The 15,747-nt window shown below is 52.4% G+C and carries 11 protein-coding genes; 4 read left to right on the top strand and 7 right to left on the bottom strand.

Features of this window, described 5'->3' with window-relative positions; all coding sequences use genetic code 11:
• Positions 1-4: 4 nt before the first annotated feature.
• Positions 5-1,990: an ATP-binding protein gene (locus tag DZK30_RS06670; RefSeq protein ID WP_118973279.1), complete on the bottom strand. Its 1,986-nt coding sequence runs from the start codon at positions 1,988-1,990 to the stop codon at positions 5-7.
• Between the two features lie 144 nt (positions 1,991-2,134).
• Here DZK30_RS06670 and DZK30_RS06675 point away from each other — a divergent pair, with 144 nt between their 5' ends.
• From DZK30_RS06675 to DZK30_RS06685, 3 genes are read left to right on the top strand one after another with little or no spacing between them, the layout of a single operon-like run.
• A complete protein-coding gene (locus DZK30_RS06675; protein WP_118973280.1) occupies positions 2,135-5,083 on the top strand; it encodes a DUF7948 domain-containing protein in 2,949 nt (982 codons plus the stop codon).
• A 60-nt stretch (positions 5,084-5,143) separates the two neighbouring features.
• Entirely contained in the window at positions 5,144-7,351 is a 2,208-nt protein-coding gene (locus tag DZK30_RS06680; protein WP_118973281.1) for a gliding motility-associated C-terminal domain-containing protein, read from the top strand.
• Positions 7,352-7,400: 49 nt separating this feature from the next.
• Positions 7,401-7,688: a GIY-YIG nuclease family protein gene (locus DZK30_RS06685; RefSeq protein WP_118973282.1), complete on the top strand. Its 288-nt coding sequence runs from the start codon at positions 7,401-7,403 to the stop codon at positions 7,686-7,688.
• Here the strand turns inward: DZK30_RS06685 and DZK30_RS06690 are convergent.
• From DZK30_RS06690 to DZK30_RS06705, 4 genes are read right to left on the bottom strand one after another with little or no spacing between them, the layout of a single operon-like run.
• Positions 7,680-9,239 (bottom strand): ABC transporter permease/substrate-binding protein, encoded by a 1,560-nt coding sequence (locus DZK30_RS06690; protein WP_118973283.1) that lies wholly within the window; start codon positions 9,237-9,239, stop codon positions 7,680-7,682. The two genes, DZK30_RS06685 and DZK30_RS06690, sit on opposite strands and share 9 nt — an antisense overlap.
• Positions 9,239-10,198: an ABC transporter ATP-binding protein gene (locus tag DZK30_RS06695; protein ID WP_118973284.1), complete on the bottom strand. Its 960-nt coding sequence runs from the start codon at positions 10,196-10,198 to the stop codon at positions 9,239-9,241. Before DZK30_RS06695 ends, DZK30_RS06690 begins: the two co-directional genes overlap by 1 nt.
• Position 10,199: 1 nt before the next feature.
• Positions 10,200-10,559 carry a DUF488 domain-containing protein gene (locus DZK30_RS06700; protein WP_118973285.1) on the bottom strand — a complete coding sequence of 120 codons (360 nt, stop codon included), beginning with the start codon at positions 10,557-10,559 and terminating at the stop codon, positions 10,200-10,202.
• Between the two features lie 12 nt (positions 10,560-10,571).
• The gene (locus DZK30_RS06705; protein ID WP_118973286.1) at positions 10,572-11,264 is read right to left on the bottom strand and encodes a uracil-DNA glycosylase family protein; all 693 of its coding nucleotides are present in this window, start codon (positions 11,262-11,264) and stop codon (positions 10,572-10,574) included.
• A 109-nt stretch (positions 11,265-11,373) separates the two neighbouring features.
• Here DZK30_RS06705 and DZK30_RS06710 point away from each other — a divergent pair, with 109 nt between their 5' ends.
• The gene (locus DZK30_RS06710; RefSeq protein ID WP_118973287.1) at positions 11,374-13,635 is read left to right on the top strand and encodes an ATP-binding cassette domain-containing protein; all 2,262 of its coding nucleotides are present in this window, start codon (positions 11,374-11,376) and stop codon (positions 13,633-13,635) included.
• A gap of 228 nt (positions 13,636-13,863) precedes the next feature.
• On the opposite strand, the gene DZK30_RS06715 is transcribed toward DZK30_RS06710, so the two are convergent.
• Together DZK30_RS06715 and DZK30_RS06720 are read right to left on the bottom strand one after the other, a co-directional pair.
• Positions 13,864-14,751, bottom strand: coding sequence for an SDR family oxidoreductase (locus DZK30_RS06715; RefSeq protein ID WP_118973415.1), 888 nt, complete (start codon positions 14,749-14,751; stop codon positions 13,864-13,866).
• Between the two features lie 66 nt (positions 14,752-14,817).
• A complete protein-coding gene (locus DZK30_RS06720) occupies positions 14,818-15,684 on the bottom strand; it encodes a helix-turn-helix transcriptional regulator (protein ID WP_118973288.1) in 867 nt (288 codons plus the stop codon).
• Positions 15,685-15,747 lie beyond the last annotated feature (63 nt).

A 15,747-nucleotide genomic window follows, 5' to 3' on the forward strand; every position in this document is an offset into this window, starting at 1 on the left:
TGAATTAAAGATGTTCCAGTTTATCCGAATCGAATTGCAGCTGTACTATCGTGCCCCTTCCCCTGGTCGAATCGATCAGGAGATTGCCATGGAGAGCTGCCACCCGGGCTTGTATATTTTCCAGGCCGCTGCCATAGGAAGCTTCGGTATGGTCAAATCCTTTCCCGTTATCCTCTACCGTAATGCCCAGTATATTCTCATGCAAGATGATCTGTATGGCAGCATAGCTCGCTTCAGCATGCTTTAATATATTCTGCAGCAGCTCCTGGACGATACGGTAGAGGAACAGCTCGGCCGATTTCTTCAGGACTATAGGAACATGATATTGAAACTCCAGCTGAAGGTTGTTGTGATTGTGCTGTTCACAGTAGATCAGCAAGGCCTCCTTCAGATTTCTCCTGTTCAAAGCATCGGGCATCAGGTTATGGGCCGTTCTGCGTACTTCCGAAGCCGTTCCCGAGATCATGCCGGTAATCCGTTGCAGCGTCGCAGCCGCCTGTAAGGCCGGATACTCTTCTTTGAAGACGGCTATATTCATTTTGATCGAGGCGAGCATGCCGCCGATACCGTCGTGCAATTCCCTGGCGATACGTATCCGTTCCTTTTCTTCACCATCCATCATGGCCTTCAGCTGGTTGATCTCCTGTCCCCGTTCCAGGTTGAGCAACCTTTGTGAAAAAAAACGTTGCTTATGCTTATTGATCCGGTACAGCAGGAGTACGATCGCCATCAGGAACAGCGTGCCGCAGGCAATAAGGATGATCCATTGATTCTTCTGCCGGATCTCGGCAAGCTGTTTATTGATGCGGAGCTCTTTTTCGACCAGGGATTTATCTTTCTGCGCCGTCTGGTACCGTATTTCGAGCTGATTGAGGTTCTGCCGGGTATTCTGGTTGTCTATACTGTCGTGGAGCCTTGTATAAGTATTCTGAAACGCCAGCGCCTGCCGGTAAGCGCCGGTACGCTCGTATAATTGGGCCAGTATCCGGCTGTTCTCCATCTGTTCCCTTGCTATCCCGAGCGTCGATGTTTCCTTGAACGATTGCAACAGGTAAGTTTCCGCCCGCTTGTAGCGCTGCAGGTCAAAATAAACCCTTCCCAGCAGGGAGGTGGTGAGATTCCGGTACCGCGGGTCCACATCGCCCTTCAGGCTTGTAGCTTGCTGTAGATAGGTAAGGGCTTCAGCATACCGCTTTTGCTCATGCCTTGCGCCGGCCAGGTTATTCAAAGCCAGGTACTGCCATTGAATGTAATGATGCGCCTGGGCAATGTTTAAGGCTCGCTGAAGGTTGGCAACGCTCTGATCCAGGCTATCCATGTTCCGGTAGGCGCTGCCCTTGTTGATGAGGATAAGTGTTAGCAGGCGGGTATTGCCTGCCTTTTGGGCCGCAACTTCGGCTTTCAGCAGGTAGCCGATTGCCTTGGTGTAATCGCCGGCCGAGCTCAGCACGCTGCTGAGGTTGGTATAGAATGTCGGTAATGCTGACCGGATCGGATAGGCGGCATTTTTTTCCACAACCGCAATAGCCTGGTAGTAATACAGAAGAGAAGAATCGAGCTTACCTATGCGCTGGTAACGATTGCCCATGCTATTATACACTACAGGAAGCAGCGCCTCCATATGGTTGGCCTGTGCTTGTGCCAGCATCTCCTTCATGGCTTCGAATGCCTCGGCATACTGCCCCCGGCTATTGTAAATCGTAATGCTATTGGCAAAGGCCTCTGAAGCTACCGAGGGCATTTTTTGTGAAAGCGCCCGGCCAATCACCCGGCGAAGTAATTGTATGGCTTTTTCAGGATCGTCGTGCGAAATGTTCACAGCTGCGGTGATGTTGTTACCGAACGCGATACTATCCCTGAACCGGAGGGCTGGGGCAGCGCGCGATATATCCTGCGGCAGGGGAAAGACCTGTGCCGAAAGGGTTGAAGCGCCGATCAGCAGCAATAGCAGTAACAGGAAAGGAGGGACTTGCCGGCGATGGAGCAGCATAACGATAGAAATTGATATTAATTTATACAGAATGTATCTTTTGGCACTAACACAGAGAGAACAAAAAGACAATCTTTGATCCTGATTCAAACGGCAAATGATCCATCACCATCAATTTGCGCCATAAACTTAAATAAAAATAGGATGATGAAAAAAGTATTTACATTATTAATGACGGCATTTATGGCCGGCGGGCTGGGAGCCATCGTCTGTTTTGGAAAAAATGAGCGCAACGGAATACCTGGTATTGCCGATGGCCGCCAGCAGAATACGGGTACGCCTATGCTGCTGGTCGAGAATAAAGGGCAGATCGTGGATCAGCATGGTAAAGTGAGGAATGACATTGATTTCCGTACCGGTAATGACAGGGTGCAAGTCTTTATGGGCGAAGGCCTGGTGCATTACCAGTGGGCCGTTCCGGCCGGCGGCGCGTCGTCGAAAGGGCAGCCCGGCAGGATCCGGAGCTACCGGATGGATGTGGAGCTGCTTGGCTGCAATAAGCAGGCCAGGGTAGTGAGGGGAGCAGCTGGTAATTACGAAGAGCGGTATTATGCCGGGAAGACGCCTGTAACAGCCGGCGCGTATGAACGAATCACTTATAAAGAAGTGCTTCCACATATCGACTGGACGTTCTATTGCAACCGGGATGGCAAGCTGGAATATGACTTCATCATTCATCCTGGTGGTAAGGTCTCCGACATACGGCTTCGCTACAACGGGACAAGCAGCCTGACGATAGATGGAAAGGGCAACCTGGTCGCTGGAACGCCACAGGGCTCGGTCACCGAGGCGGCGCCTCGCAGCTATGCTCAGGATGGCGAAACGGTTGCGTCCGCTTTCGTGCTGGAACACAACGTGCTGGGCTTTAAGACCGCACCGCATAGGGGTACGCTGGTGATCGACCCTACGGTCGAATGGGCTACCTATTACGGTGGCGATTCCAGCCCCGATAATGCCTGGACCACTATAGACAAAATTGCAGTCGATCAGTTAGGCAACACTTATATTGCGGGAAGAACCAGCTCGACGAATAATATTGCTACCACCGGGGCATACCAGACAGTGCTCGATGGCAACCTGAATATTTATATTGCCCGGATCAATACCGCCGGCCAGCAGGTATGGGGCACCTATTATGGCAGCGATAATGCTACCTATCTCGGGGGCATGGCCTGCGATAAGGACAACAATGTTTACCTCGTGGGTACCAGTAAAGATGCCTTACCCGGCTTTGCCTCTCCCGGGGCTCATCAGGAGGCCATCCGGGGCGGCAGCGGCGATGCTTTCCTGATTAAGTTGTCTTCCGGTGGTACGCGCTTATGGGCCACTTTTTATGGAGGCAGCTATGGTACCCAGGGTACAAAAGTGGCCTGTGATCCCTGGGGAAATGTATACCTCTCCGGTATTACCTATTCCCCCGACAATACCATTTACCCCAATGCTATCGCGACACCCGGAACCCATAAAACAGTATATGATGATAGCCCGAATCCTAATGATCAAGGCGATGCGTTCCTGGCCAAGTTTGATAGCCAGGGGCACAGGCTCTGGGGTACTTACTTCGGCGGTAGCAAAAAGGAGAATTTTACACCTAATGATGGTGATTGCAGCTACGGCGGCCTTGCCTGTGATAAGGCAGGGAATGTATATCTGGCAGGTACTACGAGCAGCACCGATCAGATCGCTTATGGCAACAGCCACCAGGCCATTTTTGGCGGAACAGGTCCAAACATCTTTTTAGGTGATGGTTTCCTCGCAAAATTCGACAGCAGCGGCCAGGTGATATGGGGCACCTATTATGGCGGAAGCAAGAGTGACCAGGTGGCCGATCTGACCATCGACGCCAATAACAATCTTTACCTGTTGGGAAAGACCGGAAGTGTCAACGCTATTGCCAGTGCAGGAGCCTTTAAGGCCAATTATGGAGCTGTACCCTCCGATGCCAGCCTTATTTTCATTGCCAGATTTGATACTGCCGGCGTACGGCAATGGGGTACTTATTACGGAGAATATGCCGCTTCATCTGCCTGGCATATTCTGCAAGCACAGGCTATCACGACGGATATTCTGGGCAAATTATGGATTTCGGGTGTTACGGATTCTGACTCCGGCATTGTAACCAGCAATGGATTGCATACCGATTTTACCGGGACGAGCTCTCCTTATCTGGTACAGTTCAACCCACAGAACGGCTACCCCGTTTGGGGCAGCTATTACGGCGACGGTCCAGCCTGGGGAACAGGCAACGTACGTTGCGATCCCTTCGGCGGTATTCATTTTTCCTGTGCTTCTATAGCCAATGGCTGGGCCACCCCCAATAGCCATCAGAGCACCTATCTTACTTCAGCCTCCGAAATGGGATTGCTGGTTAAGTTTGAAGATTGCGACAGTACCCTGGGCAGTATTGTTTTGCCAGCTATAGCTGGTGATACGCTTATATGTCCGGGAGCACAGGTGACCTATTCGGTTGCTGATGTAGCGGGCTCCTACAACTGGTCGCTGCCTCCGGGATGGACGGGTAGCAGTGATAGTGCAAAAATCATCGTCACTGCCGGTACCGTCGCCGGTAATGTAAGTGTCTCTGCTAACTTTACCTGCGGCAGCAGCAATCAGCGTATCCTGCACATAGGCCTCTATCCCCTGCCTGCGCCGGTGATCAGCCGTACGGGCAATACCCTTACTACAGGATCTTTTTCCAGTTATCAATGGTATCTCAATGGTACTGCGATTAATGCAGCGACCGGCGCCAGCTTCAGTCCCACGCAAAGCGGAAGCTATACCGTAAAGGTGACTAGTGATAAGGGGTGTGAGGCTACCTCCCCGGCCTTCAGCTACGAAAACGTTGGAATCGACGGACGGAGCGCTGCTGGCGATATTTCCCTGTATCCCAATCCGGCACAGGATAAAATACACATCCGGACGCCATACCCGGTCAATGTCAGCATAGACGACCTTAGCGGAAGGCAGCTGAAATGGCAACGCAGGGCCGAAACCGTAATGCTTGGTGATCTGCCTGCAGGATTGTACCTGGTTAAGGTATGGAGCACTGGTGGTCGTTTGCTATATGTAGAAAAACTGGTCAAAAACCGGTAGGCTGATTCTTTTTCTTATCGCCGGCTTCTGTGAGGAGGCCGGTGATCTTAATCCTTCTGTATGAAAACCCCGATTACCCTCCTTATCTTACTGTTGGCGGTGCTGCCGGTGATGGCGCAGAATAACGTATGGATCTTCCCCAGGCAGAATGGTATGAACTTTGACGGTGGCACCGCGCAGACGTTCACCTTTAGTCAGGCAGCTGCTGATAATTTCACCGGCCGGGGCTGTGCTGCATCGGTCAGCGATGGCAACGGAGGATTGCTGTTCTATACCGATGGCAGGAAGATATGGAACCGGCATCACGCCGTGATGCCTGATGGCAGCCTGGCGCCGAACCTCGAGCTAGCCGACCGGCAAGGGTGCCTGATCGTACCGGTGCCCAACGATACTAACTTGTATTATGTTTTTTCGTTGATGAAGTCATACAACCAACTTTCCAACACCAGGCTATTCTATTCGGTAGTCGACCGGCGTCTGGACAATGGGCTTGGCGATGTGGTGCCCGGTCAGAAATGGCTGCAACTGGATGAATTCCTGGCCGAAAAGATGCTCGCTGTGGAAGGGGACCGGTGCAATATCTGGCTGATTGTTCGCGATAAGCAAAGTAATCATTATAAAGCTTACGAGATCAACAGGGGAGGGATCATGCCCAACCCGGTTTTGTCCAACTGTGGTACTATGCCGCTGGCATCCTATCTATTTCGTCCGCTGAAGAGCTCACCCGATCGCAAGACGCTGGCGGCCTCGCTGTCACCCTCGGACTTCAATAATAACCAGGGTGTGGGTATCGAATTGTACGATTTCAATGCGGCTACGGGACAGATATCCAATCCCAGGATGATTGATGCCGGCCTTACCGGCGCCTCGATCACAACACACTTCTATTCTGATATCTGTTTTTCTCCCGATGGCAGCAAGCTATATGCTAATGCGGTAACTGCCGCTTCTATGGATCCTCCGCAGTACATTTTTCAATATAACCTAACCCTTCCTACAGCTGCGGCTATACAGGCTTCCCGGCAGGTGGTCGCTTTTTCGCAGGCGCCCAGTTTCTCCGATCCTGGTTTCTTTCGCTTCTGGGACCTGGAAAATGGCGGCGATGGCAAGATCTACTGCGTTACAGAATTTTCCTGGGAACCCATTATTTCCCCGAGACCCCTGGCCGTCATCCAACAGCCCAATCTTGCCGGTATGGCCTGTAATGTCCAGATCGATGCCCGGCCGCTGTCCAATACCATCGACTTTCCCATCGGGCGCTATAGTTTGTCCAGTAGGGTTGTTCAAAGGCCTATGTTTTCGCCGGATACACTCAAAGGAAGGAAAGATACATTGATCTGCAGCCGGGAAGACACGGTCCTTCTGAATGCAGGTCCCTACAGTCCATTCTACCATTGGGATAATGGCGATACGGGCCGGTCCCGGCGTATAACGGCGTCTGGTACCTATATCGTCCGGTATATGGCCGATGCCTGTACCGATAAGATCGATTCAATCCATGTCAGGTGGGAGCATCTGCCTGTGGTGGCCTGGGATAGTGCAGGCTGTACCGCTCCCCGTACGGCTAAAGCCTACGGTATGGCACAAGACAGTACACTGGTCACTTATACCTGGAGCGATGCTGCAGGGATATTTCAAACCGGACAAAGCCGTAACGGCGATACAGTGTCCGGGCTGTTGCCTGGAAATTACTCCGTGCATTTGCGTACAGCCAGCGGTTGCGATACCACAGTCGCGTTTACGATACAGGCCTACCCGGAGCCGGTGGTTACTGTAGCGCCGTCTGCAGCCAGGCTGCGTTACGGCGATAGTCTTCAGCTATCAGCAACAGGCGCGCTGTTCTATGCCTGGTGGCCTTCCGGTACGGTAAGTAACGATACCAGCGCGCAGCCTTATGTACGCCCCCTTGCGCCTGTCGTATACACGGTAATGGGCTTGAACGAATACGGCTGCCGGGATACTGCTACGGCAAACATTGATATCGATTACGGGATGCCGCAGCTTATTCCCAATGCTTTTTCACCCAATGGCGATGGCCGTAATGATATCTTCAAAATTGAGGGGATCACCTACCAGAAGCTGGTCAGCTTTCGCATATTCAATCGCTGGGGGCAGCAAGTGTTTGAAACATCCGATCCCGGAAGGGGTTGGGACGGGAGCATGAAAGGGAGGCCTTGTAATACCGATACTTATTACTACGTGGTGAGCCTCGGTTATCCCGATGGTGCGCTGAAGACTTTCAAAGGAGACTTGGTCCTGGTCCGCTAAAGGGCTTTTACCCGGATCATAGTAATACGTTTTGCCAACCACCGAAATTATGATGCAAATTCAATTTCAGTCAGCCTATTATGTTTATGTAGTAACAGATCATCACCGGCAGTCCCTGTCCGTCGGTATTACGACCAATCTTGCCCAGCGGAGGGACAGCCTGGTAGCAGGCTTGTCGCATCTCGTGTACTACGAACGTTATACCGGGGCTAAGGAGACGATTCTCAGGGAATCCCGGTTGCAATGTTACTCACAGCGGAAGCTTAGAAAGCTGGTTACCCGCAAAAATCCCGGCCTCCTGTTCCTGGACCCTGTAGGGTCATCGGAGTTATCTTAGGTTCCGGACGAGATCCGAGATCCGGCTTATGCCGAGCGCCTTCGCCTGTTCCCGGCGCATCATCAGGGCATAAGCATTGTTAAAGCCTATAGGCGATAGCCAGCGGATCTGGTAGCGTTGCTGAAAGGCCTGCTTCACGAAATGGTATAGCGTATCCTTATTTGCGGTAAACCGGCTAACGGTTTTCGCATCGGGCTGCAGCATTACCAAGAGACCGGTACCGGTATATTCCGGGTAGAGGTCGAGCTGGCCGTTGGTCAGTGCATCGAAGCATATTTTGGTGCCGCCCAGGCCGGTTTTGGTAGCAACATCCAGGTCGGTATAGCCTTTGATCAGCATGCTGTACATACTGACCAGTATGTATTGTTCGGCAAATATTTTGGAACCGATACGGATCGTCCCCTTGTGCCCTTCACGGGAGGGGCGCCATAGGCCACGTGATCTGAGGAAATCGGCAGCAATCCGTTCAGGGCTCTGATGTTCGTGATCGGCGCGGTAATTCAATTCCGTCATCATGGAATCATTGATCTGGCCGGCAAGCTTTTCCAGCGTGCCTTCCAATTCGGGATACTGATCGAGCACGGCTTGCCTTACGATGGGTGCTGCATAGTAAGGCGGAAAGATACCTTTGTCATCGGCAAGGGTCACCAGGTCAAAGGCCTTGATACGGCCATCGGTGCTGTACCCGCTGATCACGTCGAGCTGCTTTTCAAAGGCTGCCTGGTACATAACCGCGTCACTGATCACCACGGTACGTATGTTCAGTCCATAATACTGTCTCAGTCCGGGATAGCCATCCTGCCGTCCCATAAATTCGGGTGTAAAGCCGGCCAGCAAGCCTTTATGGTACATGGCCGGCAGCATATAAAAGGAGGAAAGTGTGAGCAGGCATATGAGCGGTAATACTACCGCTTTGGTTTTCTTCAGGCGCAGCCGTTGCAGGCGGGATAACAGGAAGTCGAAGAGCAGCGCCAGCAGTGCCGCGGGTATGGCCCCGGCCAGGATCATTTTGGTATTGTTGAGCGAAATGCCACCGAAAATGAATTCGCCCAGGCCGCCGGCAGCAATATAGGCTGCCAGGGTAGCAACACCCACATTGATCACGGTAGCGGTCCTGATACCGGCCAGGATCACGGGCATAGCCAGGGGTAGCTCTACCTTGAACAGCGATTGCCGGCTGCTCATACCCAATCCCTGCGCCGCCTCCCTGATGTTAGGGTCTACACCCCTGATGCCGGTATAGGTATTGCGGATCACCGGGAGCAGGGCGTACAGGAACAATGCGATGATCGCCGGCTTGGGGCCGATGCCGAATAACGGGATCATAAAGCCCAGCAAAGCAATGCTGGGAATGGTCTGCAGAATGCCGGCAAAGCCGAGCACTACGCCCGAAAGCTTCTCTTTGCGGGCGATAGCGATGCCAAGCGGCAAGCCTATGAGCACCGCGATCAGCAGGGAGATGAACGTGAGCCCGATATGTTGCAGGGTTTGGTCCAGCAACTTGTCGCTCTGCTGCTGCATAAAAGCCCATAGTGTCGGTTGTTCCTGCATTATCTGTTCTTTTGGTAGTGGTTCAATGCGGTTAACAGTCCTTCCAGTGAAACGCTTTTCTCCGAAGCTTCATGGCGGATGCGGAGCCGCAGCGTGCGGTCATTCTTATCCGGAACGGCAGTAATGGCATCCCATACCGTATTTTTTCCTGAAAAAATGTTACCGCTATCCTGTCCATCGCTATCCTGCTGCAGCCAGGACCAGAGGTCCGACAGGTGGACCACGGTATAGATGAGCTGGGTGTAAGCACCCGATAAAAAGTCCCGGACAAAGGCATTCGCCGGCCGGAACAGCAGCTCCGCGGGGCTTCCGGTCTGCATGACACGCCCTGCGTCCATAAGGCATATCGTATCGCCCAGTTCGAAGGCTTCCTGTACATCATGGGTTACCATCATTATCGTTTTGGCCTTCAACTCATCGAGGTCCAGGAATTCCCTGCGGATCGCCGCACGGGTAATCGTATCCAGCGCGCCGAAGGGTTCGTCCATCAACAGCAGGGGCGGATCGGCGGCCAGGGCCCTGGCCAGGTTCACGCGTTGGGCTTCGCCGCCACTCAGCCGGCCGGGATAGCCGGGCAGGCAGGATTCGGGCAGGCGCAGCTTAGCCGCCAACTGTCGGCTGCGTTCATCGATCTTCGGCTTGGCCCATCCCAGCAGGCGCGGTACCACGGCGATGTTTTCGGCAACGGTATAATGAGGAAACAGGCTGCTGTGCTGCAGCACATAGCCGATGCGCCTGCGCAGCTGTTCTACATGCTGCCCCGCAATGTCTTCCCCGTCAAGACGCACAGTACCAGTATCGGGGCTTACCAACCGGTTGATCATCTTAAGCGTTGTGGTTTTACCGCAGCCGCTGGTGCCCAGCAGAATGAAGTTTTCGCCTTCCTTCACGGCAAAGTTCAGGTCGTCGATCACTTTGCGTTGATGATAGGTCTTGCTTACGTGGTTGAACTCGATCATGCTATGTTGCTTTTCGCTGCCGGCCGAGGAAGGTGTTCAGCGCAACGGCCTGGTTATGTTCCTCGTCCTTTGCGCTAAACAGCAGGGTCACTGTTTTGTGTTCTTTGATCAGCGCTTTGAGCGACTGCAGGGCTTCGGAGCCTTCCAGCTCGCTGCGGTATTTTTCCTTGAAGGCCTGCCATCGTTCCGGGTCATGGTTGAACCATTGCCGTAACGCTGTGGAAGGTGCTACTTCTTTGAGCCATACATCGATCGCAGCGGCTGTTTTCTTCAGTCCCCGCGGCCAGAGCCGGTCTACCAGTACACGAAAGCCATCGCCTGGCGCCGGTTCTTCGTATGCTCTTTTTATTTTGACATTCATAAGCTCTTCCGGTTAAAGAGGACTTTTCAGCGCCTGCAGGTATTTTTCGATGTATTGTGCTTTGCTTGCCGTTTTGTATTGCATAATGTACCGTGGATGTTCCAGCGCAATGATCTTTCCGAAGAAACGGTGCTGCGCATTCAGCCGGTTGAGGTGTTGCTCATTCTTACCCGTGCCCAGGCAAAAGCAAACATCCGTTTTTACATTCATAGCGATCAATTGCCGGAGGCTATCCAGCATGAAATTTTGAGTCGCCTCCAATAAGGCCTTGCTGTCGTAATAGTTATAGTTCTTTTCCTTGCCTGTTGCGTCGACGGTGGTGAAGCCCAGCGGGCAGGGAGAGCTGATGTAATAGTCTTTATAAAAGGCTTCCGGTCCACCGTAGGCGGCTATCATTTCGTAGATGAATACCGAAGAAGGCTCATGTGTTACTTTACCTTCGTAAGGGATGTTACACACCTGTACCAGCCGTTTGGGATCGGTAAAAGGAATGCCCGTAAGTCCGCCGCCAAAGCGCCCCGGGTTAATACCCAGGATAAGCCGCCGGGGCTGATTGTCGTTGTAATATTTATGATAGAATATCCGGACCAGATTCATGACTGCAGGATCGGTAAAAGGATTCATAATTCTGATGCCCTCAGGAAGGGGCGCTCCGGTATAGTGCAGCAGCTCGTTGAAACGTATGGCTTGGTCGGCAAAAGTCATAGGGTAAATAAAGGTAAGGGTTTTAGAAATATGTTATGTTTGGGTATGTGGCTGTGCCAGCATGAACAAATAAAAGCATTAAATGGTTGAAGCTAGCTAAACGGCGGCTATGGAACCCATAATTGTTACACATGCGCATGGAAATAACCTGAAGAATATATCGCTGAAGATACCCAAGAATAAAATCACGGTGTTTACCGGTGTATCCGGTTCGGGGAAATCCTCACTTGTTTTTGATACCATAGGCGCTGAGGCGCAACGGGAGCTGAATGAAACCTATGACAGCTATATCCGCAATCGCCTGCCGCATAGCGGAAGAGCGGAGGTGGAAAGTATTCAGCACCTGAATGTAGCTATTCTTATCAATCAAAAAAAGATCGGGGGCAATGCCCGTTCGACGCTGGGAACAGCCACCGATATCTATGCCTTGCTGCGGTTGCTGTTCTCCCGGGCAGGAAAACCGTTTGTCGGCTATTCGAACGTATTCTCCTTCAATAACCCACAGGGGATGTGCCCCGAATGTGAAGGCCTGGGAAAAGTGGCCCGTGTATCTATTGACCGGATGCTGGACAAAAAGCTTTCGCTCAACGAAGGCGCGATCCGCTTCCCAACCTTTCAGCCCGGATCGTTCCGGTGGCTTCGCTATGTACATTCGGGATATTTTGACAATGATAAGAAGCTGGCAGATTATACACCTGAAGAGTGGGACCTGCTGCTGCATGCCCCGCCGCATAAGCCTCCTGCTCCTTCGCGGGAATGGGGGAAAACGGTAAAATATGAAGGATTGATTCCCCGTATCGAAAGAAGCTTTCTGAAGCGCGAGTCAAAAACCTTCTCCCGGAACGAAGACATGATAAAGGAAGTGGTTGTGCAGCAGCTATGCCCTTCCTGTAAAGGCGCCCGCCTGAACAAGGAAGTGCTGCGGTGCCATATAGAGGGGAAGAACATCGCCGAGTGCGCTGCCATGCAGATCGATGCGCTCACAACGTTTATCTGTGCCGTAAAAGTAAAAGCGCTCAACTCTTTGAAGGAAGAGCTGCTGCGTAAGCTGGGCCACTTGCGTGATATCGGCTTGTCGTACCTGAGCCTGGACCGGGAAACGGGTACCTTATCCGGCGGGGAATCGCAGCGGATCAAAATGGTCAAGCACCTGGGCAGCAGCCTTACAGGGCTGGTCTATATTTTTGATGAGCCGAGCACTGGTCTGCATCCCGGCGATGTAGACCGGCTGAACCGCCAGATGATCCAGCTCCGGGATAAAGGCAATACGATCCTTATTGTGGAGCATGATCCCGATGTGATCGAAATTGCTGATCACATTGTCGATATGGGACCCGGTGCAGGCAAGCTGGGCGGTGAGATCGTTTTTGAAGGGACCTTGACAGGGCTAAAGCGTTCAAAGGGACTTTCAGGACAGTTCTTTTGGCAGCAGCGACGGCTGAATGAGCATCCCTTACCGGCCAAGAGCTTTATTAATATTGCAGGAGCCAGTGTACACAATCTGAAGAACGTGTCTGTGCAGATACCAGAAAGGATACTGACTGTAGTTACCGGTGTGGCAGGCTCAGGTAAGAGCAGCCTGGTCAATTATGTGCTGCCGGAGTATGTGCCCGGTATACGGATCATTGACCAGAAGCCACTCAGGGGATCACGGCGCTCGCATTTGGCTTCTTACTCCGGTATTTTTGATGAGATCAGGGCATTGTTCGGCACGGCCAATAAGGTAAGTCCTTCGTTGTTCAGCGCCAATGCAGAAGGTGCCTGCCCGGAATGCCGGGGTCTGGGCGAGATCACGCTGGACCTGGCTTTTATGGATGAGGTAGTAGAAATATGCGAGCTGTGCAAGGGTAGCGGATACAGGAATGAGGTGCTGCATTATAGATACCAGGGAAAGAATATCAGCGAAGTGCTGCGCATGGATGTCACAGAAGCCGGGTCTTTTTTCAAAGGAAGCCGGATCGCGACGACGCTTGCTCAGGTCATACGGACAGGGCTGGGGTATATGAGCCTGGGACAATCGCTGGATACCTTTTCCGGCGGTGAACGTCAGCGCCTGAAGCTGGCAACCGAGATGTCGGAAGAAGGCGGCTTTTTTGTTTTCGATGAACCCACCAGCGGTTTACATCCCTCTGATGTAGAAAAGCTGATGACCATATTCCGCGAGTTGGTTGCGAGGCAGAACTCGGTGCTGATCATCGAGCACAACCTCGATGTGATCCGTCAGGCCGACTGGATTATTGACATGGGGCCTGGCGCCGGTATTGAAGGTGGAGAAGTGGTTTTTGAAGGGACGCCGGAACAACTCATTCGCCATAAAACATCGCTCACGGGCAAATATCTCAAAAAATATATCCATGAAGCGATTGCGTAGATCCCGATGAGTATATAGTATCATCCGTTGTGTCTTTCCATCACGGGCATACTGATAAAGCAAAAAAAATTTTTAAAAAGAGGCTGTTCCAGAAGGTTTCAGGCCTGTCGCCTTGAGCGATTCGAAATGTAAACGGGCTTGGAATGTAATTTTTGTCGTGCTGAGCAGAGTCGAAGCACGACAAAAATTACTGCTTTAATTGACAGCATCTTTTTATGACATTGGTCGCTAATGAAGCCGTTCATCGGCCCATGCGCCTTCAGCAGCAGCCTTCCGGGCAAAGTCGGCAAAGTCGGTGGCTTTTCGACCCAGCGCCCGCTCTACGCCATCGCAGATCTTTTCGTTGCGGCCATCAAGCACTTCCGTGAACAGGTAAGTAATGAGCCATATCAGGTCTTCTGGAAGCGCGTAGGCCGCCAGCTCTGCCGCATAAGCTTCCATGGTAATCCGCTGGTAATGTATAGGCCTGCCGGTGGCTTCTTCTATAGTGGCTACGGCCTCCCGGAAGGTAAGCAGGCGTGGACCGGTAACTTCGTAGATCTCGCCGTCGTGACCGGTTTCGGTAATGGCCGCGACAGCCACCGCCGCGATGTCGTCGGCGTCGATAAATGGCTCGCCTACATTACCCGCGGGGAGTGCTACATGACCGGCCATTATGGGCTCGTAAAAGCTACCCTCGCTGAAGTTCTGGCAAAACCAGCTCGCCCGGACGATGGTCCAGTCCAGCCCGGAACCCATAATGATCTGCTCGCATTCCTGGGCTTCCTGCTCACCCCTGCCCGAGAGCAATACCAGTTTCTTTACACCGGCTTGTGCCGCGGTGGTGACCAGGTAGCCGATGGCTTCTGTAGCACCGGGAACGGCGAGATCGGGTTGGTAGGTAATGTATACCGATTGCATACCTTGTAAAGCTGCGGCCCAGGTACGGGTATCGTGCCAGTCGAAGCGGATATCGCCCGAGCGGGAGGCATTCTTTACCGGCCAGTCCATAGCTTCCAGATGTTGCATGACCTTGCGGCCGGTCTTACCGTTACCCCCGATCACCAATACGGGATGTTTTTCTTTTGCGGTTTTGATGCGGCCGTTTGCCTGGCGCGCTGTTGCTGTTGCTTCCATTGCTTTTTTATTCAAAAGTAGCTCCGGAGCCAGGGCAGAAATAGAACAAAACCGACAAAGCCGGATTTACCTATCGTTTTCTTTGAGCCGGTAATATTCTACCGAACCTACGAGGGGATCTTTTGCCGACAGGTCGCCCAGCTCATCGACAATGGCTGAAGTCTGTTTCAGGTATTGCGCCGGTGTAGCGCCGGTAAACTCCTTAAACGTTCGGATCAGGTGTGATTGATCGGCAAACTCATTGTCGTAGGCCAGGTCAGAAAGCTTGTTGAAATCGTATTGCCTCAGCTGGCTCAGCGAAGCCTGGAACCGGCAGATACGTGTAAACAATTTGGGTGACATGCCTATATATTGCTGAAAGCGCCGCTCCATACTTCTTTCCGACAAGCGAAGCTGTTCCTGCATCTCTTTGATGGATATCTTGCCACTTGCCTTTACAATATGTGCCAATAAGTATTCCATGCTTTGGTGCGCCGGATGACTATGCTTCCGCACCAGGAAGAAAAGATATTGCGATAGTAAGGCAATCTTTTCAGCCGCAGGGATGCGGGCGGCCATTTGCTCCGCAAGCAGGAACCCCTGCTGCCGGGAAATGAGATCGAAGTCGATGCTGATATCGGTGAGCTCACCTGCATCAATGCCGAAGACAGATTTGATAGCATGCGGGAAAAAATGGGCGCCTATGGTGCTGAACCCGCCATAAAGCGTTACGGTAGCATGCTGCGTAGAGAGTCCATAGAGGAAAAGCGGCCCCATATGGTCGCCGTTTTGCAGGTAACGGCCCTGATCGGGATGCTGGAATACGAGGCCGGGGCCGCCGTCCGGTATCGTGGTGAAAGAATAGGGCCCTTTGTCGCCATCATTTTCCGATATCCAGAAGTACCGGACATGATGCGCAAGATAAGGTGGTGGCGGGACCTGTTGGTATTTCATGCCCGATGTATGCTGGTTGTAAGCGTATAGACGGTCACGGAAGCATTAATGTTTGTTACCGGA

This window comes from Taibaiella koreensis, from assembly GCF_003545715.1.
Lineage (GTDB): Bacteria > Bacteroidota > Bacteroidia > Chitinophagales > Chitinophagaceae > Taibaiella > Taibaiella koreensis.